The organism is Ruegeria sp. BJ6, assembly GCF_056537885.1.
In genome coordinates, this window is the sequence record NZ_JBQFSG010000007.1 from 215,622 (window position 1) to 237,245 (window position 21,624).

21 protein-coding genes and 1 pseudogene are annotated in these 21,624 nt (G+C 59.2%); 17 read left to right on the plus strand and 5 right to left on the minus strand.

Features of this window, described 5'->3' with window-relative positions; all coding sequences use genetic code 11:
• Positions 1–55 precede the first annotated feature (55 nt).
• Both ACR0D6_RS15725 and ACR0D6_RS15730 read left to right on the plus strand, forming a co-directional pair.
• Complete coding sequence (locus ACR0D6_RS15725) at positions 56–295, plus strand: DUF1127 domain-containing protein (RefSeq protein ID WP_170655851.1); 240 nt, start codon at positions 56–58, stop codon at positions 293–295.
• Positions 296–326: 31 nt separating this feature from the next.
• Positions 327–527 carry a DUF1127 domain-containing protein gene (locus tag ACR0D6_RS15730; RefSeq protein WP_170655849.1) on the plus strand — a complete coding sequence of 67 codons (201 nt, stop codon included), beginning with the start codon at positions 327–329 and terminating at the stop codon, positions 525–527.
• A 165-nt stretch (positions 528–692) separates the two neighbouring features.
• Here the strand turns inward: ACR0D6_RS15730 and ACR0D6_RS15735 are convergent, their stop codons facing one another.
• From ACR0D6_RS15735 to ACR0D6_RS15750, 4 genes are read right to left on the minus strand one after another with little or no spacing between them, the layout of a single operon-like run.
• The gene (locus ACR0D6_RS15735) at positions 693–1,835 is read right to left on the minus strand and encodes a saccharopine dehydrogenase C-terminal domain-containing protein (protein WP_170655847.1); all 1,143 of its coding nucleotides are present in this window, start codon (positions 1,833–1,835) and stop codon (positions 693–695) included.
• Positions 1,832–2,893, minus strand: coding sequence for a saccharopine dehydrogenase (locus ACR0D6_RS15740; protein WP_480766172.1), 1,062 nt, complete (start codon positions 2,891–2,893; stop codon positions 1,832–1,834). Before ACR0D6_RS15740 ends, ACR0D6_RS15735 begins: the two co-directional genes overlap by 4 nt.
• A gap of 14 nt (positions 2,894–2,907) precedes the next feature.
• Positions 2,908–3,522: a glutathione S-transferase family protein gene (locus tag ACR0D6_RS15745; RefSeq protein WP_480766173.1), complete on the minus strand. Its 615-nt coding sequence runs from the start codon at positions 3,520–3,522 to the stop codon at positions 2,908–2,910.
• Between the two features lie 11 nt (positions 3,523–3,533).
• Complete coding sequence (locus ACR0D6_RS15750; RefSeq protein ID WP_480766174.1) at positions 3,534–4,184, minus strand: histidine phosphatase family protein; 651 nt, start codon at positions 4,182–4,184, stop codon at positions 3,534–3,536.
• Positions 4,185–4,342: 158 nt separating this feature from the next.
• Here ACR0D6_RS15750 and ACR0D6_RS15755 point away from each other — a divergent pair, with 158 nt between their 5' ends.
• The 15 genes from ACR0D6_RS15755 to ACR0D6_RS15825 all read left to right on the plus strand — a co-directional run bounded on the left by ACR0D6_RS15755 (position 4,343) and on the right by ACR0D6_RS15825 (position 21,257).
• The gene (locus ACR0D6_RS15755; RefSeq protein WP_480766175.1) at positions 4,343–5,527 is read left to right on the plus strand and encodes a Zn-dependent hydrolase; all 1,185 of its coding nucleotides are present in this window, start codon (positions 4,343–4,345) and stop codon (positions 5,525–5,527) included.
• Positions 5,528–5,975: 448 nt separating this feature from the next.
• Positions 5,976–7,358, plus strand: coding sequence for a dihydrolipoyl dehydrogenase (gene lpdA / locus ACR0D6_RS15760; protein ID WP_170655838.1), 1,383 nt, complete (start codon positions 5,976–5,978; stop codon positions 7,356–7,358).
• A gap of 15 nt (positions 7,359–7,373) precedes the next feature.
• Positions 7,374–8,318 carry a lipoyl synthase gene (gene lipA / locus ACR0D6_RS15765; RefSeq protein WP_480766176.1) on the plus strand — a complete coding sequence of 315 codons (945 nt, stop codon included), beginning with the start codon at positions 7,374–7,376 and terminating at the stop codon, positions 8,316–8,318.
• A gap of 25 nt (positions 8,319–8,343) precedes the next feature.
• Positions 8,344–9,750, plus strand: a complete 1,407-nt coding sequence (locus ACR0D6_RS15770) for an alanine/glycine:cation symporter family protein (RefSeq protein ID WP_170655834.1) — start codon at positions 8,344–8,346, stop codon at positions 9,748–9,750.
• A 69-nt stretch (positions 9,751–9,819) separates the two neighbouring features.
• Entirely contained in the window at positions 9,820–10,233 is a 414-nt protein-coding gene (locus tag ACR0D6_RS15775; protein ID WP_480766177.1) for a universal stress protein, read from the plus strand.
• A 31-nt stretch (positions 10,234–10,264) separates the two neighbouring features.
• Positions 10,265–11,362: a glycine cleavage system aminomethyltransferase GcvT gene (gene gcvT, locus ACR0D6_RS15780; RefSeq protein ID WP_170655830.1), complete on the plus strand. Its 1,098-nt coding sequence runs from the start codon at positions 10,265–10,267 to the stop codon at positions 11,360–11,362.
• Between the two features lie 18 nt (positions 11,363–11,380).
• Positions 11,381–11,746 (plus strand): glycine cleavage system protein GcvH, encoded by a 366-nt coding sequence (gene gcvH / locus ACR0D6_RS15785; RefSeq protein ID WP_170655828.1) that lies wholly within the window; start codon positions 11,381–11,383, stop codon positions 11,744–11,746.
• An 80-nt stretch (positions 11,747–11,826) separates the two neighbouring features.
• Positions 11,827–14,682, plus strand: coding sequence for an aminomethyl-transferring glycine dehydrogenase (gcvP, locus tag ACR0D6_RS15790; protein ID WP_480766178.1), 2,856 nt, complete (start codon positions 11,827–11,829; stop codon positions 14,680–14,682).
• 69 nt (positions 14,683–14,751) lie between these two features.
• Positions 14,752–15,732, plus strand: a complete 981-nt coding sequence (locus ACR0D6_RS15795) for a GlxA family transcriptional regulator (protein ID WP_480766179.1) — start codon at positions 14,752–14,754, stop codon at positions 15,730–15,732.
• 133 nt (positions 15,733–15,865) lie between these two features.
• Positions 15,866–16,846 carry a biotin synthase BioB gene (bioB, locus tag ACR0D6_RS15800; RefSeq protein ID WP_480452445.1) on the plus strand — a complete coding sequence of 327 codons (981 nt, stop codon included), beginning with the start codon at positions 15,866–15,868 and terminating at the stop codon, positions 16,844–16,846.
• Positions 16,843–17,973: an 8-amino-7-oxononanoate synthase gene (locus ACR0D6_RS15805; RefSeq protein ID WP_480766180.1), complete on the plus strand. Its 1,131-nt coding sequence runs from the start codon at positions 16,843–16,845 to the stop codon at positions 17,971–17,973. The genes bioB and ACR0D6_RS15805 overlap by 4 nt, the downstream gene beginning before the upstream one ends.
• Positions 17,970–18,590, plus strand: coding sequence for a dethiobiotin synthase (bioD, locus tag ACR0D6_RS15810; protein ID WP_170655820.1), 621 nt, complete (start codon positions 17,970–17,972; stop codon positions 18,588–18,590). Before ACR0D6_RS15805 ends, bioD begins: the two co-directional genes overlap by 4 nt.
• Positions 18,587–19,873 (plus strand): adenosylmethionine--8-amino-7-oxononanoate transaminase, encoded by a 1,287-nt coding sequence (bioA, locus tag ACR0D6_RS15815; RefSeq protein WP_480766181.1) that lies wholly within the window; start codon positions 18,587–18,589, stop codon positions 19,871–19,873. Before bioD ends, bioA begins: the two co-directional genes overlap by 4 nt.
• The gene (locus ACR0D6_RS15820; RefSeq protein WP_480766182.1) at positions 19,870–20,490 is read left to right on the plus strand and encodes a pimeloyl-ACP methyl esterase BioG family protein; all 621 of its coding nucleotides are present in this window, start codon (positions 19,870–19,872) and stop codon (positions 20,488–20,490) included. The genes bioA and ACR0D6_RS15820 overlap by 4 nt, the downstream gene beginning before the upstream one ends.
• Complete coding sequence (locus ACR0D6_RS15825; protein WP_480766183.1) at positions 20,487–21,257, plus strand: methyltransferase; 771 nt, start codon at positions 20,487–20,489, stop codon at positions 21,255–21,257. The genes ACR0D6_RS15820 and ACR0D6_RS15825 overlap by 4 nt, the downstream gene beginning before the upstream one ends.
• 134 nt (positions 21,258–21,391) lie before the next feature.
• On the opposite strand, the pseudogene ACR0D6_RS15830 reads toward ACR0D6_RS15825, so the two are convergent.
• Positions 21,392–21,624, minus strand: a pseudogene (locus tag ACR0D6_RS15830) (amino acid ABC transporter ATP-binding protein); the annotation flags it as partial.

Consider the following 21,624-nt stretch of genomic DNA (forward strand, 5'->3'; position numbering starts at 1 on the left):
GTTAACACGCCGACCCTTTATCTGAAATCAGAGCAACACAACGTTCAGAAATTGGATGGAGTTTCAAATGCAACACGCATCAGCAATCCAAAATCAGACCGGTGTCTTCGCAGGTTTGTATTCCGACTATGTCGAAGCCAATGTCGAACACTTTCGCCGCCGGATTTTTTCAAGAACCGTGCGGGAACTCGAAAATCTCAGCGATGAGCAATTGCAGGACATAGGCCTGCCGCGTGATCAGATAAAACGGCGTGCCTACGACAGTGTTTATCATCACCAGCCGCTTCGGCAGTAACGCAAGGTATCAGTTTTCAAGGAGGAACACGATGTTTGACGTGGACGGTTTCAAAGGTTCCAATGCGTCTGCCAGCACTCTGTTGCTGTTTGATCAGGCAATGAAAATTCAGGCGATCAAAGGGGAAATAGTTGGTGCGGCGCACGAACTGAATCGCCTGTCGGATAGCGAGCTCTCAGAACTTGGTATCAATCGAAGTGATATCGAGGATACGATTGCACGATACATCTGAACTCTGCAGTGAAAGCAATCGATGTCGGTCTGACAGGGGAACGCGGATTGCTGAAGTTGCGATCCCAGAAGCCACTCCGGAAACGGCGGAGTGGCTTCTGCAAATTCAGGCGTCAGATCAGCAGATTGCCCTGGCGGGTCATTCAAGGTCGGGCAACTGACCCTGTTACGCCAGATGATCCACAACCTGCAAATGCTGCGCCAGCTTGTCGATCTCTCCCATCCAGCCCGACACCAATTTGGGATCGCTCGGCGCCGCATGAACGCCTGCCGGAATGGCACGGTTCAGAACCGCCTCAACCGCCAGTGAAACCGGGATCGACACCAGACGCGCCATAGCGGTACCGCGTTCATCGCCCCAGGCATCCATGACGTAGGTCTTGTGCCAGACCTCTTGGCCGTCTTTCTCGGCCTTCAGCCCGACGCACAGAACAACGCGATCCGGCTCGCCCTCGTCATAGGCGTTCTCGGCCCAGAACTGATCGGACATCTCCTTGAGCCGCGCATCGCCTTCGGGCCCTGAGAGTGTCTCGATTTCCTCGAACACATCCGACCACGCGTCGGCCCAGCCGTTCAGGCGCAGGGTGCCGCGGACAAACTCTTTGACCGGCCAATGGTCTTCGAAATGATATTGGTCCTTGAAAGGGATCGAGTCGCGGTTCGGATAAACCTCGAAACTTTCCGGTGTCGGCAAGGGCGCGATATAGCTGCTGATCGCATCCCATGGCCGCGCTACGTCCAGCGGTGCGTAATCGCGGATCGACCGCGATGGAGACCGGAGCGCTTTCAACACGCCCAGCGGAGACCAGCTGAACTTGTACCGGAACGGATTGGGGTTCTTGGGAATTCCGCCGCAATACGAGATGAAGCTCAGATGATTTTGGGCGTCAAACGCAGATGAGGCACGGTAGTCGTCCACCAGTGCGTGGGCCATCAGGTGGTCGATGCCCGGGTCCAGGCCGACCTCGTTGACCAGCGCCACACCCGCCTCGCGCGCCTTGTCATCCAGCGCCCGCATTTCAGGCGCGATATAGGATGAGGAAACGAAATTCGCCCCTTTCGAGATCGCAAGCTCGGCCAGCGGTACGTGCCAGTCGCCCGGCAGCATAGACACGATAACGTCGCCCTTTTTCAGAACGCCGGCCAGAACGTCGATATCGAAAGCGCGGATATCATCCGTCAGATCACCAACTTCGTCCTTTGCTTTCTCGACGGTCCGGTTCCAGACAATGACGGGCTGCCCGGCCTCGATAAGGCGGCGCAGTCCGGGAATGGCCGACAGGCCGGTACCACACCAGTGAATGGTCATCGGTCAGTTCCTTCTTCCATATGAGTTTTGAATGTCTCTTTGGCCCGCTCCCAGACGCCACTGTCGATCTCGGTCAGTCGCAGCAACGAAGGCAGCAGTTGCGCGGCATAATCCTCGGAGCTTTCGACCGGCAGCATAGACGGCAGGTTGTCGATGGCGATGACGTCGAGCACCGGGTCGGTGGCGACGCGCAGGGCCGGTTTTTCCCACGAGGTAGCCCGGTCATAGACGGGTATCGGGTTGTAGTCGCTGTCCGGATCGCAGGCCACGTCACCGATCGCGGTCAGTTTCCGGGGTGCGTTCAGCGCCTCGCGCGGGACGAAAACGGGCGTTCCCGGGCGGGCAAAGATGCAGTTCAGGAAGACATCGTGTTCAAGAATTTCGGGGAAGGGGCCGCCATTTGCGGTTTCGTCCATGTCCCATTTGGTGACCTCGACGCCCATGAACTCGCACAGATCCGCCGCACCTGTTCCGACACGGCCAAGGGCACCGATGACTATGGCGCGGGGGCGCGATCCTGCGACGTCAAGCTCGGCCGACAGTTCAGCGTTGAGCGTATCCTTGCTGGGGTAAACGCCGACTGGAGGGCACTGCTCCCCTCTTTGCTGCGCTGCCCACGTCTTGAGTGTGACTGCAGCGCCTGCATACCCGGCCCAATATCCAAATGCGGCCACCCGGCGGCCGGTTGTATCAACCAGATACTCAAGGTCGTACAATGTGCCGCCACCGGTCCTGAACCGCTCGAGCAAGGCGCGGCCCGAGTGCTGGCCCTTGAAGGCGTGCCCGAACATGATGTGGCTGTGCGGCAGCGGGGTGCCATCCTCGGGCAGTTCCTTGAGGCCGAATATGATCGCGTTCAGCGGGGCATGTGGCCAGCTGTTCTCGGCCGCAATTTCGCAACCCGCATTGGCATATCCTTCAATCGGAATGGCGCGGGATGAGCTTTCTTCGACAGTCACGCGGATACCGGCCGAGATAAGTTGTTCTGCCCCGAAAGGCGTCAGGCCGACCCGATCCTCGTTCGGGCGTTGCTCTGCCCGGACCCAGAGATGTGTCATAGTGTTTCCTTTTGTCAGAGCATACCGGCGGCTTTGACCGCCTGTACCGAAGGGCGTGTTTCCATCGCAGCACGGAACGCGAGGATTTTGGGAAAGGCCGAAACGTCCACACCGTCGCCTTCCAGCCAGCTGCAGACCACATAAAGGTAGGGATCGGCCAGGCTGAACCTCTCGCCCAGCACGAAGGGGCCGCGCAAACCGTTCGCCTCGATATATTTGCACGAGGCGGTCATTGTCTGCGGGACCTTGGCCGTCATGTCTTTCCAGCTTGGCTTTTTGTCGGCCCAGCGTGCGCCGCGAAGTTTATGTGCGTGATTCACATGCATTGTAGAGGCGAGATAATACATCACCTCACGCATCCGCGCGGCCATTACGGCGTCTTCCGGGATCAGGCGCGCCTCGGGTGCGGCGGCGGCAACAAAATCCAGCAGAGCCCCGGTTTCTGTCAGGATTCCACCGTCAACCACCAGCGCCGGTACGCGCCCTTTGGGGTTGATCTGTTTGTAAGCCGGTTTCGTCTGTTCGGCGCTGGCAAAATCGACCCGAACAGTTTCATAGTCCAGACCGGCCTCTTCCAGTGCGATTGCTACGGCGATTGAAATAGTTCGCGGGGCATAGAAGAGTTGCATCGAAAACTCCGTCAGAGATGGGTCTGCGCGTATTGCCGCTCTGGTGCTTCCAGATGCGGGACGGCGTTGAACAGCACGGGGCTGAGATGTGTGCCAATCGGGTACAGACGATGCATCGACGTGTTCATGATGGCAAGGGCGACGCGTGCCATCGCCTGTATGTCCAGTCCCATCGCCTGGCGCACCACCATCGAGATCAGGCCGCCGGATGTCACGACGATGGCGGGTCCGCCTTCGGTGCCGATCTCGCGCAAGGCGTCTGAAACCCGCGCTTCGAATTCGGCAAAGGTTTCCGGCGGATTTTGGATTTCACCTCTTGCCCAGGCTTCGAATGTCATTGGCAGGTGTTCGACAAATCCTTCGCGGTCTTCCGGGATCGGAACACCGTGCTGTTCCTGAAACAACTGGGCAAGCGCAAAATATTCCACTTCGTTCAGTCGTGGGTCTTTTATGGGCTGCGATAATCCCATGCTTTGGGCGGTTTCGCCATGGCGGACAAGCGTTCCGCAGTACACGCGGTTATGATGAGCGCGGGTTTCGTGCAAATGCGTACCCAGCCAGCGCGCCTGCTGATGACCCAGTTCGCTCAGTTTGTCATAGCTTTCCTCGTCACGCGCTTCGGTGTTGGCCTGGCCGTGACGGATTAGTGTGATGTGGGACATGGGCCGCTCCTCTTGCGGGAACTCTTAGGGGAGGTTTCGGTTGGGGGCCAGAGGTGTCGGACGCCATTCGTGCGAAAACCTGCGCCGTTGCGTCCGGGCATCTTGTTGATGGGGCTGACGGTAATATCTTGAAAATGACCCGATAACAGGAGGCAGCCATGGCAGTGAATGAAGAACGGTTTCTTGCGGACCTGCATCAGCTGCGAAGCTTTGGCGCGTCAGGCGTTGGCAAGGGCGTCGTTCGTCCCGCCTATTCCGAGGCGGATATTGACGCGCGAAAGTGGCTGGCAGGACGTATGGAAGAGGCCGGGCTGAACGCGCATTTCGATACGGTCGGCAACCTCTTTGGCTTGGCAGATGGGCCGTCGCTCCTGTTGGGTTCGCATTCCGACAGTCAGCCAGAGGGGGGCTGGCTTGATGGTGCGCTGGGTGTGATTGCCGCATTGGAAGTGGCGCGTTCGGCTGATCGCCCCGTGTCAGTTGTCAGTTTTCAGGACGAAGAGGGTCGTTTTGGCGTGACAACGGGGTCTGCAATATGGTCCGGGCAGCTGTCTTTGTCTGAGGCCGATGAATTGACGGATCATGCCGGTGTCACACTGGGGGCCGCCCGGGCAGCTATGGGCGAACTCGAGTCCGGATTTGTTGAACCCGACCGCTTTACCGGCTTTGTCGAAATGCACATTGAACAAGGTCCCACGCTGGATGCCGAAGGTGATCAGATAGGTGTCGTGACAGATATCGTCGGCATTCGGGACATGACGATCCGGTTTGACGGGCAGCAAAACCATGCGGGGACCACCCCTATGCATCTGCGTAGGGATGCCTTTCAGGCGCTGGGCGAGTTCACCGCTCTTATCAATGAGCGTTTCCGGAATGTGGTCACGCCACGCACGGTCTGGACCATCGGGCATGTGTCTGTTCATCCAAACGCATCGTCTATCGTACCCGGACAGGTACGGTTTTCCATGCAGTGGCGGGACAGCGAGGCCGAGCGCTTGGGCCGGATGGAACACATTATCCGCGAGACCGCGCAGGAGGTTTCCGCCAAAAGGGGCGTTGATCTGCATTTCGGGCAAATGCTGGGGCTTGAGCCTGTCGCCATGGACAAACGTTTGCAGCAGGCGCTGGAGGTCGGAGCCGAAGCAGTGGCGCCCGGAAAGTGGCGGCGGATGCCGTCAGGGGCATTGCACGACGCCACCAATGTTTCGCGGCTGATGCCAGTTGCAATGCTGTTCGTGCCATCGATTGACGGTATCAGTCACGACTTTGCGGAAAACACTACCGAGTCGGATCTGGTGGCCGGGTTGAAGGTTTTGGAACAGGCAGTCGCCAAACTGACCTGAAAAAACAGTTCTACCAACGAGAGAATGCAGGCTGATTCCCTTTGCGGAAACCGGTCTGTGTCGTTTCGGAAACTGGGCTGATGCTGAATCTCTTGGCTATCGCAGGCCAAGCAACGCCCTGTAACTTTCACCGTTTTTGAATGTTCGCGAAGCGATGGTTGGATGGCTTAAAATTTGGTGATCACCCTAACTTGTTGAATCTTTGTCGAAAAAAAGTCTCCGGCCGCTCCCGTCGGAATTTCTCGGCGTTTACCTTCTTCCTTCAGGAGGTTCGCGCGACCAGAAAGGTCTCAAAATTTTCCCAAACAGTCTTTGTATTCGCAAAGGTGAATGCTGGGCACTTTTGAACACAAATGTTGATTAAGGAGAAAAAGTTTCCTATAGGAGACGAAATCATCGCGCGCCATCCTATGCCGCGATGCTGGGATACGAACTGGGAGGGACATTGATGAGCGCATATGACCTGATCGTGATCGGCGGCGGACCTGGTGGCTATGTAGCGGCTATCCGAGCGGCTCAATTGGGGATGAAGGTGGCCTGTGTCGAAGGCCGCGGCGCTCTGGGTGGCACTTGCCTGAATGTTGGGTGCATTCCTTCCAAAGCCTTGCTGACCTCCTCGGCCAAGTATGCCGAACTCTCCCATCTCTCCTCTCATGGCATTGCGGTCGAGGGGGCCAGCATCGATCTGGGCGCAATGATGGGGCGCAAGGACAAGATCGTGGGCGATCTGACCAAGGGGATCGGCTTCCTGTTCAAGAAGAACGATGTTGAGCTGATCGAAGGATGGGCCAGCATTCCCGCTGCTGGTCAGGTTAAGGTGGGCGACGATACCCACGAGGCAAAGAACATCCTGATCGCAACCGGTTCCGAGCCGACCCCATTGCCGGGTATCGAGATTGACGAGGTGGATGTCCTCAGTTCAACTGGCGCGCTGGCTCTGGATACCGTGCCTGAGCATCTGGTCGTTATCGGCGCAGGGGTGATCGGACTGGAACTGGGGCAGGTATGGGCGCGTCTTGGTGCCAAGGTGACCGTGGTTGAATACCTTGACCGCATCCTGCCGGGTATTGACGGCGAGATTGCCAAACTGGCGCAGCGGGCGCTGTCCAAACGCGGATTGAAATTCCAACTTGGCCGCGCGCTGAAGGCGGTAGACAAAAACGGCGATGTTCTGGCGTTGACCGTGGATCGCGTTGGTAAGGACAAGGAAGAAGTGATCGAAGCCGATAAGGTTTTGATCGCCGTTGGCCGTCGTCCTGTGACTCGCGGTCTGGGGCTGGAAGAACTGGGTGTCACCGTAAGCGCACGCGGGGTCATCGAGGTGGACGGCGCGTTCCAGACTTCGGTTCCCGGCATCTATGCCATTGGCGACTGTATTCCCGGCCCGATGTTGGCCCACAAGGCCGAGGAAGACGGCGTTGCCTGTGTGGAAATGCTGGCCGGGCACGCGGGACACGTCGATTACAACACGGTTCCCGGCGTGGTTTACACCGATCCCGAAGTGGCGTCCGTCGGTCAGACCGAAGAGGCGCTGAAGGAGGCAGGCACCGAGTACACAGCTGGCAAGTTTGCTTTCATGGCTAATTCGCGCGCCCGCTCGACCGGTGAAACCGACGGTGCGGTTAAGGTGCTGGCCGATGCCAGCGGAAAAATTCTGGGCGCACATATCTGCGGCGCGCATGGTGGTGACCTGATAGCCGAACTGGTTCTGGCGATGACCAAAGGCGCGACCGTGTCTGAGGTTGCGGCCACCTGCCACGCGCATCCGGCGATGGGTGAGGCGGTCAAAGAGGCCTGCCTTGACGCCATGGGCCGTGCAATTCACGCATGAACTGAGGCCTGCCAGATGACCATCCAGCTCCGCCCGCGCCATCCGGAAAAGGCCAAAAAGGCCGACAGCGTGATCCCGCGCAAGCCAAAGTGGATTCGCAAGAAAAAAATCGAAAGCAGCGACTATTACGAGACCCGCCGCTTGATGCGCGATCATGATCTAGCGACCGTATGCGAAGAGGCGGCCTGCCCGAATATTGGTGAATGCTGGTCCAAGCGGCACGCAACCATGATGATCATGGGTGAAGTCTGTACCCGTGGCTGCTCATTCTGCAACGTGTCCACTGGGCGGCCTGACGCGCTGGATGTGTTCGAGCCGGGTCGGGTTGCCGCTGCAGTGAAAAAACTTGGGCTGCGCCACGTGGTCATCACGTCCGTTGACCGGGATGATTTGGCTGATGGCGGGGCCGAGCATATCGCGCAGACCATCCGCGCCGTGCGACATCAGAACCCTGAAACCACGGTCGAGGTGCTGACGCCGGACTTTCTGGGCAAGGGCGCCGCGTCGAGTGCTGTTTTCGAGGCCGCACCGGATGTTTTCAACCACAATCTGGAAACGGTTCCACACCTATATCCGACTGTCCGGCCCGGCGCGCGCTATTACACATCGCTGCGTTTGCTGGACGATGCAAAGCGCGCAAACCCCGGAATTTTCACAAAATCCGGACTTATGGTAGGGTTAGGGGAAAGTTTGAATGATGTACGACAGGTCATGGACGACCTGCGTGCGGCCAATGTCGATTTCCTGACCGTGGGCCAATATTTGCAGCCCACACCGAAACACCATCCGATCGACCGCTTTTGGTCGCCCGAAGAGTTTGAGCAACTGGAACAGATCGCCCGGTCCAAGGGCTTTCTACACGTGTCAGCGACACCGCTGACCCGGTCATCGTTCCACGCGGACGAAGATTTTGCCGCCCTCAAGCAGGCCCGCCAGCGGGTCGTCGCCAACGGGGCATAAACCTGACGCATATGGGAGGGAAACCATGGAAGCGTTAAATTCAATCGTAGGGGCCATAAATGGCGTCGTCTGGGGGGTGCCAATGCTGGTGCTCATCCTTGGCGCCGGCTTCTTCCTGCAGGTCGGCCTGAAATTCATGCCGATTCTGCGTGTCGGCACCGGCTTCAGGCTGTTGTTCCAGGGCCGCGAAGGTCAGGGTGACGGTCAGATCAGCCCGTTCAACGCGCTGATGACCTCGCTGTCGGCGACCATCGGTACGGGTAACATCGCCGGTGTGGCCACTGCTGTCTTCCTGGGCGGTCCGGGCGCCTTGTTCTGGATGTGGATGACCGCCCTGGTGGGCATGGCCACCAAATATGCCGAAGCCGTCTGTGCCGTGAAGTATCGCGAGCAGGACGAACTGGGCAACTATGTCGGCGGCCCGATGTACTACATCAAAAACGGCCTGTCGTCGAACTGGCACTGGCTGGGCTGGGCCTTCGCCCTGTTCGGCGGTATTGCTGCATTTGGCATCGGCAACGGCGTTCAGGCCAACGGTGTGGCACAGGTTCTGGAATCGAACTTCGGCCTGAACACTTCGGTAACCGGCGTGGTTCTGATGGTTCTGACCGCAGCCGTAATCCTGGGTGGTATTACCCGCATTGGTGCGGTTGCCGGTAAGCTGGTTCCGTTCATGGCGGTTGCCTACATCATCGCCGGTCTGCTGGTTCTGCTGCTGAACATCGGTTCGGTCGGAGCAGCCATCGCAGACGTCTTTGCCTTTGCCTTTACACCTTGGGCCGCAAAAGGCGGTGCTGCAGGTGCGGCGGTATGGCTGGCGATCCGCTTTGGTGTGGCACGTGGTGTGTTCTCGAACGAAGCCGGTCTGGGTTCCGCTCCGATCGCCCACGCCGCAGCTGAAACCAAAGGTCCGGTTAACCAGGGCCTGATCGCGATGCTGGGTACGTTCATCGACACCATCATCGTCTGCTCGATCACCGGTCTGGCGATCATCTCGTCGGGTGCGCTGGACGCATCGGTCGAACTGTTCAACCAAGATCCTGAACTGGGTGTTTCCGGTGCAGCGCTGACCTCGTTGGCCTTTGAAACCACTCTGCCGGGCGTTGGCGGCTACCTGATCGCAATCGCACTGTCGATCTTTGCCTTCACCACCATTCTGGGCTGGTCGTTCTATGGCGAGAAATGCGTCGAGTTCCTGCTGGGCGTGAAATCTCTGGTTCCCTACCGTGTGCTGTGGATCGTCATGATCTACTTCGGCGCAACGGCTGATCTGGGCTTCATCTGGCTGCTGGCGGATACGCTTAATGCGATGATGGCTCTGCCGAACCTGATCGCCCTGCTGTTGCTCAGCCCGGTTGTCTTCAAGCTGACGAAAGAGTTCTTCGCCAGCGGTGGCAAGTCGGAAGAACCCGGCGGCACCGCAGCCGAATAATCATCGACGGGGGGCCGTGTTGGCCCCCCGCCTCCTGAAATAGAATCTCAAATCTCGAGGAGACGATTGATGGCCACGAAAATCCTGCTGCCAATTGACCACACTGATGACCGCTCGTGGAAAAAGGCACTGCCGGTCGCACTGGAACAGGCGAAATTCTACGGTGCGGAACTGCACGCGGTTTCCGTCATTCCCGAGATCATCCAGCTGCCCAACCTTCCCGCCAACTACGGTGCCGGTGCTAAGGAGCACGTGCGCAAAGCCGTTCAGGCAATTCTGGCCAATGGCAACGCCGTCGATGTGCCAGTGCATATCGAAGAGGGCAGTGTTTACCGCGAAATTCTGAAACTCGCTCACAAGGACGGTTTTGACCTGATTGTGATGGCATCGGCCAAAGGCGACTTCCCCAATTACGAAATTGGTCCTAACCTTGCCCGTGTCGTGCGCAATGCACATTGCACGGTCATGGTTGTCCGCGACTGACCTGAACACGAAATATGGAAAGGCTCATGCCATGACTGATGCGCCCAAACGCACCCCCCTTTACGACCTGCATGTGGAACTTGGCGGCAAGATGGTCGATTTTGCCGGATGGGAAATGCCGGTGCAGTATCCCATGGGCATCATGGGCGAGCACAAGCAGTGCCGGGAAAAGGCTGCTCTGTTCGACGTGTCGCACATGGGCCAGGTGATCCTGCGCGGCGAAAACGTTGGCGAAAAGCTCGAAGCGATCTGCCCGCAGGCCTATGCGACCCTGAAAGAAGGCAAGGCGCGTTACGGTTTCTTCACCAACGAAGAAGGCGGGATCATGGACGACCTGATCGTGTCGAACGCGGGTGATCATTTCTTTGTCGTGGTGAACGCCGCCCTGCGCCATCAGGACATCCCGCATATGAAGGCCAATCTGGATGGCGTCGAAGTGACCGAAATCTTCGACCGCGCGCTGGTCGCGGTACAGGGTCCTAAGGCCGAGGACGTGGTGGGCGATCTCTGCCCTGCCGCCCGTGACCTGAAGTTCATGGAAACCACCGTTGCAGACATCAACGGCGTCGAATGCCGCATCTCGCGTCTGGGATATACCGGCGAGGACGGGTACGAAATCTCGATCCCCGAGGACAAGGCCGTCGAAATTTCGAAAGCCTTTTTGGCGCATGACGATTGTGAACCGGCGGGTCTTGGCGCACGCGACAGCCTGCGGCTCGAGGCCGGTCTGTGCCTTTACGGCAATGACATCGACCAGTCCACGTCGCCGGTCGAAGCATCCCTGTCATGGGCCATGCAGAAGCGCCGCAAGGAAGAAGGCGGATTCCCGGGCGCTGCTCGCGTGCAAAAGGAGTTGGCCGAAGGCGCCGCACGCAAACTGGTCGGCATCAAGCCCGAAGGCCGCGCCCCCGCCCGTCAGGGTGTCGAGGTGCAATGCGCCGAAGGCAACACCATCGGTCAGATCACCTCGGGCAGCTTTGGTCCCACCGTCGGTGGCCCGGTCGCCATGGGCTATGTCTCGGCCGGCCATGGCGAGCCAGGTGAAAAAGTGAACCTCATCATTCGCGGCAAGGCACAACCGGCGGAAATCGTCGCCCTGCCCTTTGTTACTCAGAACTACAAGCGCTGAAGTCAGGAGAGATAAAACATGGCAACCTACTATTCGGAAGAGCACGAATGGGTCACCGTCGAAGGTGACGTCGCAACCATCGGTATCACCCAGCACGCCGCAGACCAGTTGGGCGAAATCGTCTTTGTCGAGCAGAAAGAGTCCGGCGACGATTTTGAAAAAGGTGACGAGATCGGCGTGATCGAGTCGGTCAAGGCCGCGTCCGAAATTTATGCTCCTGTCGACGGCGAAGTGATCGAGGCAAACGAGGTGCTTGCCGATAATCCCGGTGCGCTGAACGAAAGCCCCGAAGGCGACGCCTGGATCTACAAGATCAAACTGTCGGACGCCTCCCAGCTTGAGGATCTGATGGATCTGGACGGCTACAAGGCCCTGATCGGCTGATCCTTCCTCTTGCCCAAAATATCCCCGCCGGAGGCTTCCGCAGTCTCCGCCGGGCCTGAGTTTTCCAAAGGAGCGCTGAAATGGCCTTCAAACTGACCGATTACGAAGCCTATGACTTCGCCAATCGCCGTCATATCGGACCGTCCCCAAAAGAGATGGCCGACATGCTCAAGGTGATCGGCTTCAAAACGCTGGATGATCTGATCGACGCCACCGTCCCCCCCGCCATCCGTCAGGCGGAGGCGCTGGACTGGGGTCCGGCAATGACCGAGCGGGATGCTCTCTTTCACATGAAAGAAGTGGCCAGCAAGAACAAGGTTCTGACCTCGCTGATCGGGCAGGGATATTACGGCACCACCACACCGGCGCCGATCCTGCGCAACATCCTTGAAAACCCGGCATGGTACACGGCCTATACGCCCTATCAGCCCGAGATTTCGCAGGGCCGCCTTGAAGCACTTCTGAACTATCAGACCATGGTCAGCGATCTGACCGGTCTGGATGTGGCCAACGCATCACTGCTGGACGAAGCCACTGCGGCTGCCGAAGCCATGACCATGGCCAAACGCGGCGGACGGTCCAAGGCAAACAATGCTGCCTTCTTCGTCGACAAGAACTGCCACCCGCAGACCATCGCGGTTATCAAGACCCGTGCCGAGCCTCTGGGCATCGACGTGCAGGTTGCCGATCCGGCCGAACTGGACGCAGGCGCGGTGTTCGGCGCGATCTTCCAGTATCCCGGTACCTATGGCCATGTGCGTGACTTCACCAATGAAATCGCCGCTCTGCATGAACACAAGGCGATCGCCATTGTCGCGGCTGACATTCTTTCGCTGGCCCTGTTGAAATCGCCCGGCGAGATGGGTGCCGATATCGCCATCGGCTCGACCCAGCGCTTTGGCGTTCCCATGGGCTATGGTGGCCCCCACGCCGCCTACATGGCGACGACCGACAAGCTGAAACGCGCCATGCCCGGCCGCATCATCGGTGTGTCCATCGATGCGCGTGGCAACAAGGCCTATCGTCTGGCGCTGCAGACCCGTGAACAGCACATCCGCCGCGAAAAGGCGAACTCGAACGTTTGTACCGCACAGGCGCTGCTGGCGGTGATTGCATCGATGTATGCGGTCTATCATGGCCCCGATGGCATCAAGGCCATCGCGCAATCGGTGCACCGCAAAACATCGCGCATGGCGGCTGGCTTGGAAGAGGCAGGCTTTGCCGTGGAACCAGAGGTGTTCTTCGACACCATTACCGTTGAGGTCGGTCATCTGCAGACCGTGGTGATGGAGGCCGCTGTGGCCCGTGGCGTCAACCTGCGCAAGGTTGGTGAGACCAAGGTTGGCATCAGCCTGGACGAACAGACCCGCCCCGAGACCATCGAGGCCGTCTGGGGTGCCTTCGGCATTGACCGCAAGGATGACAGCTCCAACAAGGTCTACCGCCTGCCGGAACACGCGCTTCGTGAAAGCGCTTATCTGACCCACGAGATCTTCCACAAGAACCGGGCCGAGGCCGAGATCACCCGCTATATGCGCCGCCTCGCCGACCGAGACCTGGCGCTGGACCGGGCGATGATCCCGCTGGGCTCCTGCACCATGAAGCTGAACGCGACGATCGAGATGATCCCGGTCACCTGGCCCGAGTTCGGCAACCTGCACCCGTTCTGCCCTGAAGATCAGGCGCAGGGCTATCACGAGATGATTGCCGATCTGAACGACAAGCTGTGCCAGATCACCGGCTATGACGCGATCAGCCAGCAGCCCAACTCGGGCGCGCAGGGTGAATATGCGGGTCTGCTGACCATCCGAAGCTACCACGCTTCGCGTGGCGAGGCGCACCGCAATGTCTGCCTGATTCCGACCTCGGCGCACGGTACCAATCCGGCATCTGCACAGATGGTGGGCTATCAGGTTGTGCCGGTAAAGGCTGATGAAAAAGGCAACATCGACATCGCCGATTTCCGCGAGAAGGCCGAAAAGCACTCGGACAACCTTGCCGCCTGCATGATCACATATCCGTCCACCCACGGTGTGTTCGAGGAGACGGTGCAGGAGGTCTGCCAGATCACCCACGATCACGGCGGTCAGGTCTATATCGACGGGGCGAACATGAACGCCATGGTCGGTCTGGCCCAGCCGGGCAAGATCGGCGGCGACGTCAGCCACCTGAACCTGCACAAGACCTTCTGCATCCCGCATGGCGGCGGTGGCCCCGGCATGGGTCCGATCGGCGTCAAGGCGCATCTGGAAGAGCACCTGCCCGGCCACCCGGAATACGGCACAGCCGTGGGTCCGGTCTCGGCCGCGCCTTTCGGATCTCCGTCCATTCTGCCGGTCAGCTGGGCCTATGTGCTGCTGATGGGTGGGGCAGGTCTGACGCAGGCGACCAAGGTGGCAATCCTGAACGCCAACTACATCGCGGCGCGGCTCAAGGATGCCTATCCGATCCTCTACACGTCCGAGACGGGCCGTGTGGCGCATGAGTGCATCCTAGACACCCGTCCGCTGGATGAACAGGGTCACGTCACCGTGGATGATATCGCCAAGCGTCTGGTCGACAGTGGCTTCCACGCACCGACCATGTCCTGGCCGGTTGCCGGTACGCTGATGGTGGAACCCACCGAGTCTGAGCCCAAGGACGAGCTGGACCGTTTCTGCGACGCTATGCTCTCGATCCGGGCCGAGGCGCAGGAGATCATCGACGGCAAGATCGACGCCGAAAACAACCCGCTGAAGAACGCACCCCACACGGTGCGCGATCTGGTGGGCGAATGGGACCGTCCCTATACCCGCGAACAGGCTTGCTTCCCTGCGGGTAACCTGGGTGTGGACAAGTACTGGTCCCCTGTCAATCGCGTCGACAACGCCTATGGCGACCGCAACCTAATCTGCACATGTCCGCCAATGTCGGACTACGAAGAAGACGCCGCCTGATCTCAGGCAGCGCCCGTCCCGCCGGATACACCGGCGGGGCGATCCGAACACTCGCAACAGGAGGCAGACATGACCTATTGCGCATCCGTATTACCCGCCGATGCGACGATCCCGTCGCCTGACACGCGAAAGCACAACATCGACATCATACTGCCCGAGGGCGCTCCCGCCGCAACGGCGAAGATGATCGAAGACGTTTTCCGCGCCGCCAATGATCTGTTACCTGAAAGGCAGTACCAAGTTGCCTTGCGCGACCTGAGCGGCCAGCCCGTCGAGGATCCGCGCTACTGGTCGCGGCGAACGGTTGTCTTTCTCGGGGATATCCACAGCCGATGGACGCTGCGATCCGAAGAACGTGCGCGCGTACATCAGATTCTGCGCCTGGCTCGCCGGATCGTGCTGGTAGGAGGGGCGGTGTTCATTCTGAGCGAAACCGGCCAGCAGAGCCGCCACGCATGCGCGGTTCATCCGAACTTTGTTGCAGCAGCCAGCGAAGAACACCTGTCCGAGGCCGAGGCAGGGGCCCATCTGTGTTCCGACGGCAAGCTGTTCAGCGCGATCAGCCCGGTGGCGGCGCTCAGGCTTTCGCTGGATATCGTCGCAAGCGATCATGGCGCCTTTATCGCGGATTCCCTAAGCGCATATATCGGCTTTTCCGAAGCCCACGCGCAGCGGCCTCACAGCAGGGTTTCGCTTGGTCTGCTTCAACAGGCCCGTGGCGACCAGCTTATCAATGCAAGCCTGGAGCTGATGCAGGAGCATCTTGAAGAGCCTCTGCGCATTGACGATCTGGCGCGTGAGCTGGGCGTTTCGACCCGCAAGCTGCAGCGCCGGTTTCTGGAACGCACCGGAAACAGCCCCCTGACGGCTTATCGCGCCTTGCGCATCGAACGGGCGCATCAGCTTTTGAAACACACCAGTTTGCCGCTGTCGGAAATTGTTGTCGCGACAGGGTTTGGCACCTGTTCAAATCTCGCGCGCTGGTTTCGGCAGGAAGTTGGGGAAAGCCCAAAGACGGTACGTCAGCGTGCCTTTGCAGGTGCCGCCTGATCGTCACGCGGGCGCTGACGCGATCGCATGGAATTGTCCGGAATCCTGCCTGCGGCAACAATTCGTGTTGTGCCGGTGAATATAATCGATAAAAAATCCACAACCGGAATCTATGTGGAAAATTATCGATAAAATGACCCAGGCCCAGACTCCATGGACCCGTGACGAGGCTCAGCGTCTTTACGATCTGCCCTTCATGGAACTTCTCTATCAAGCCCAGACAGTTCATCGTGCGAATTTCGATCCCAATCAGGTTCAGATGTCGCGCTTGCTGTCGATCAAAACCGGCGGCTGCGCCGAGGATTGCGCCTATTGTTCGCAATCTGCGCGGAACGGCTCAAAGCTGTCCGCCTCGAAGCTTATTGAGGTCGAGCGAGTTCTGTCGCAGGCAAAAAAAGCGCGCGAAGCAGGCGCAACCCGGTTCTGCATGGGGGCTGCTTGGCGCGAGCCTAAGGACCGCGATATGGATGCGCTGGTCGCCATGGTCGAGGGCGTCAAGGACATGGGCATGGAAACCTGTATGACCCTTGGCATGCTGGACGATACGCAGGTCGTGCAGCTGCGCGATGCCGGGCTGGATTACTATAACCACAACATCGACACGTCTGAGCGTTACTATCCCGAGGTCATCACGACCCGCACATTTGCTGACCGCATCGATACTCTGAACCGCGTCAAGGACGCCGGTATCAAGGTGTGTTCGGGCGGCATTCTGGGGATGGGCGAAGAGGAAAGCGACCGTCTGGATATGCTGGTGACACTGGCCAATCTGCCCGCCCCCCCGGATTCGGTTCCGATCAACATGCTGATGCCGCAAGCGGACACGCCACTTGCCGATGCAGAGCCTGTCGATCCCATCGACTTTGTGCGCATCATAGCCGTCGCGCGGATCATGATGCCCCAATCGCATGTACGCCTGTCCGCCGGTCGCACCGACATGAGCGATGAGATGCAGGCGATGTGCTTTTTCGCCGGGGCCAACTCGATCTTCGTGGGGGAAACGCTGCTGACAGCGGAAAACCCCGAGGAAGATACCGATATGCTTCTGTTCTCCAAACTGGGCATTCAGCCGATGGAGCCCGAGGCACACAATCAAATGGACGCTGCCGAATGAAGACAACGGACCGGCTGGACGGCGCGCTGCAGGCGATGGCGGCGCGGCACCGGTTGCGGCGCCTGATGCCGCAGCGGGGGCTGGACTTTGCGTCCAACGACTATCTGGGTCTGGCCGGTTCGCCGCTGCTTCGGCAGGCGGCATCGGATGCGCTGGCGCGGGACGTACCGCTTGGCGCGGGCGGGTCGCGCCTGTTGCGCGGCAATCATCCGGAACACACCACGCTCGAGGCTGAGGCCGCTGAATTTTTTGATACCGAAGCCGCGCTTTTCATGGGCGGCGGGTTTCAGGCCAATCAGGCGATCTTTTCCACTTTGCCCGCTGCGGGCGACCTGATCCTTCATGATGCCCTGGTTCATGCCAGCGCCCATGAGGGAATGCGGCTGGGTCGCGCTGATACCAAGTCTTTCCCCCACAATGACGTCTCGGCCGCGCGACAGGTTCTGGCGAAATGGCGGGCTGATCGTGGAACCGGGCAGCTTTGGGTTGCAGTCGAAAGCGTCTATTCCATGGAAGGCGATCTTGCCCCGCTTGGTCAGCTAGCAACTTTTTGTCGCGAAGAGGGCGCGGTGCTGGTCGTTGACGAAGCGCATGCCACCGGCGTTTTTGGCCCTATGGGCAAGGGGCTGGCGCACGGGCTGGATGCCGAAGTGTTGACCCTGCACACCTGCGGCAAGGCGCTTGGTGCTTCGGGTGGCCTGATCTGCGGAGCGAAGGTGATGATCGACATGCTGATCAACCGCGCCCGGCCGTTCTTTTTTGCCACTGCACCCTCACCGCTGAACGCGGCTGTAGTGCGTGCCAGCCTTCATGCCTTGCAGGATCAGCCCGATCTGGTTCGGGACGCCCAGAACAGGCGTGACTTTGCCCATGCCGAGGCCAGCAGGCTTTGCGGTCTGAGCACGCTCAACAGCCAGATCATTCCGGTCCTTGTCGGCTCGGATGCACGGGCAATGGAATGGGCAAGCGAACTTCAGGCGCTGGGTTTTGATGTTCGGGGCATTCGACCGCCGACCGTACCGAAGGGCACGTCCCGGTTGCGGATCTCCATCACCGGCAACGTGAGCGAAGCAGATATCTCTGCCCTGTTCCAGGCCATAGCACATCAGCAAGCAGAGGCCGCATGAATACTCTTGTAGTGACCGGAACCGATACGGGCGTGGGCAAGACGGTGTTTGCCGCTGGATTGACCCGAGCCCTTGGCGCGACCTATTGGAAGCCGGTTCAATCGGGCCTCGAGGATGCGACCGATACCGTAACCGTCGGGGCACTGTCAGGTTGCCGGACCCTGCCCGAGACCTACCGGCTCAAGCTTCCGGCCTCGCCGCATCTATCTGCCGAGGCCGAGCAGACCGAAATCGACACCTCGCGACTGGACCTGCCGCAGGTCGATGGCCCGTTGGTTGTCGAAGGGGCAGGCGGGCTGATGGTGCCGTTGAACCGTCAGGTGTTTTACCTTGACCTCTTTGCCCAGTGGGGCGCGCCGGTCATTCTTGTTGCACGCACGGCGCTGGGGACGATCAATCATACGGCATTGTCTTTGAAGGCTTTGCGCGCGACCGGTTGCCCGGTCGTCGGCGTTGCCTTTGTCGGGGACCCGGAACCGGAAGTTGAACAGACCATCGCAGAGATGTGCGAAGTCAGACACCTTGGCAGGCTCGCCCATATACCCGACCTCACGCCGGACACCTTGTCTGGTGCGTTCGGGGCCATCGATGTGGCGGCTATCCGGGGGGCGTTATGACACCGTTGGAGTTTGATGCCCGCCACCTTTGGCACCCTTACACAAACGTCGCTGAACCCGGACCGATGCATTTGATTTCGGAAACCGACGGCGTATGGCTGATCCGTGACGATGGAACGCGCATGATCGACGCCATGTCCTCATGGTGGTGCGCAATTCACGGGCATGGCCACCCGGCAATCGTCTCGGCCATGCAACAGCAGATTGGTCAGATGCCGCATGTGATGTTCGGCGGCCTGACCCATTCCCCAGCGATCGAGCTTGGCCGCAAGATGGTGAACCTATTGCCGGACGGGCTGGACAGGATTTTCTATTGCGACAGCGGCTCTGTCTCGGTCGAGGTCGCGCTGAAAATGGCGGTTCAGTACCAAAAGGCCAAAGGCAACGATCACAAGGTCGAGTTTGCCACCATCATGGGCGGCTATCACGGCGACACATGGAAAGCGATGAGTGTTTGCGATCCCGTCAACGGCATGCATGGCCTGTTCCGCGGCGCTTTGTCGATCCAGCACTTCCTGCCCCGTCCCGTAACCAGACTGGGTTCCGACTGGCCGCAAGATCCAGCGGTAAACGGGCTGGCCGCGCTGGAGAAGTTGCTGAAAGACAAAGGCGCGCAGATTGCGGGACTGATTGTTGAGCCGGTCGTGCAAGGGGCCGGGGGGATGTACTTTTATCACCCCGAATGGCTGCGCGGGGCAAAAGCACTGTGCGAAGCATATGACGTCTTGCTGATCTTTGACGAAATCGCGACTGGTTTCGGCCGCACGGGCGAACTATTTGCCATGACGCTCGCAGGTGTGGTGCCCGATATCGTGTGTCTGGGCAAAGCTCTGACAGGCGGCCACATTTCATTTGCGGCGACCGTTGCAACCAATGACGTTGCCGTGGGCATTGGTCAAAGCGAGGCCGGGGTGTTCATGCACGGCCCCACCTATATGGCAAATCCTCTGGCCTGCGCCGCCGGTATCGCCAGCCTTAGCCTGCTGGAGGATGGTGAGTGGCGAAAACACGTGGCCCGTATTGCCGATCAGATGCGTGTGGAACTGGCCCCGGCCCAAGATATCGCAGGCGTGGCAGATGTGCGTGTTCTGGGCGCGATCGGCGTGATCGAGATGGAAAACACAGTTGATCCCAAGGTTGCCCATCGGTTGGCCCCGGAAACCGGCGTTTGGCTGCGTCCGTTCGGGCGCAACATCTATTGCATGCCGCCTTATGTCATCTCACCCGACGAACTCAGCCGAGTCACTTCGGCGATGGTGTCGCTGGCAAGGCAGCATGCATGAGAACACAGTGGCTCGCACGAAAGGGAACGAAGGATCTGACGCTGGTGTTCGGCGGCTGGGGTCTTGGTGCCGCTCCCTTCGCCGGGCTTGTTGGACCGGATGACGTTCTGTTCGTGGATGACTACACCCGGATTGAGCAGGAAATCCCGGAAACCGATGACTATGATCGCGTTGGTTTGCTGGCCTATTCGTTTGGTGTCGCATCGGCAGCCCACTGGATGGATTGGGCAGGGGTGACACCCGCGCGCAAGGTTGCAGTGAATGGAACACTGTACCCGGCTGACGAAACCCGTGGCATCCCGCCTGAAACCGTCGCGGCAACCGCCGATGGCCTGACAGTCGACAGCTTTGCCAAATTCTGCCGTCGCGCCGGGATGCGCGGACCTGTTCCGGCCATAGATATTCCTGCGGCACAGACAGAACTGCGGGCGATTGCAGATCGCGGCCCGTGCAGGGACAGATCATTTGATGTCATCTGGATTTCCGAGCGCGACCGTATCGTTCCCGCACCGGCGCAAATGACAGCATGGAAGGGTCAGGCCGCCGCTATTCGGCGCATTCCCAAACCACACCAGCCGTTTGAAGACGCGCAACTCTGGCAGGACTGGCTACAATGAACGCAATGTTGGCAGATCGCGTTGAACGCAGTTTCAGCCGCAGCTTTCAAAGCTATCACGCGGCCGCTGGTCAGCAGCAGCGCATCGCGCAGAATCTGGTTCACAGCATGTCCGGTCTTGGTGCGCCCGATACCTTCGCCAACGCCTTCGAAATCGGCTGCGGCACTGGCCACCTGACACACGCCCTGTCCAAACAATTTTCCATTTCCAAGCTGACGGTCAATGACCTGATGGACGAGGCGCGCCATACGGCAGATGAAGTTTCCGCCAGTTTTGTCCACGGTGATGCCCGAAAAGTTGAATGGCCGCTCAGTCCCGATCTGATCGCGTCCGCCTCGGTCATACAATGGATGGAAGATCCCATGGCCCTGTTGCGGCGGGCGGCCCTTGCGTTAGCACCCGGCGGATGGGTTGCCGTCTCCGGCTTTGGCCCGGATCAGTATAGGGAACTGGTCCAACTGGGTTCAACCGCGCGCGCACCGGGGCTTTGCTCAGCGCGCATGTTGGCGGCGGCGCTTGAGTCTGCCTTGCCAGGTGGCTTCGATATCATCAAAGCAGATGAAGATCGCAACAGCCTCTGGTTCGAAACACCGCGTCACGTTCTCAGACATCTGCGCGAAACCGGTGTTAACGGCAAGGCTTCGGCGATCTGGACCCGGGCGCGTCTGTCTCAATTCAGCGCTGACTATTTAGCGGAGTTTGGCACGAAAAACGGAGTTTGCCTTACCTATCATCCCGTGTGGATCGTCGCGCGCAAGCGGTCCTGATGTGCTTTTGCCAAAATTACGCGTTACTATAGCGGCAGCGTTGTTGAACTACGGCTCAATTCTGAGACGTAAGTGCAGTTAACTCAATTAGCTGTTTGGTCTGCAAGCGGCATGAACAAATGTCGCTTCCAATGCTAATGCCCCAAGATCTGGCTGAGAAACAGTTTGGTGCGCTCTGACTGTGGGTTGTTGAAGAACTCTTCGGGTTCGTTCTGTTCCACGATCTGACCGGCGTCCATGAAAATAACGCGGTTGGCGACCTGACGGGCAAAGCCCATCTCGTGCGTCACACACAGCATGGTCATGCCTTCCTCGGCCAGTTCGATCATGGTGTCGAGCACCTCTTTGATCATCTCGGGGTCCAGCG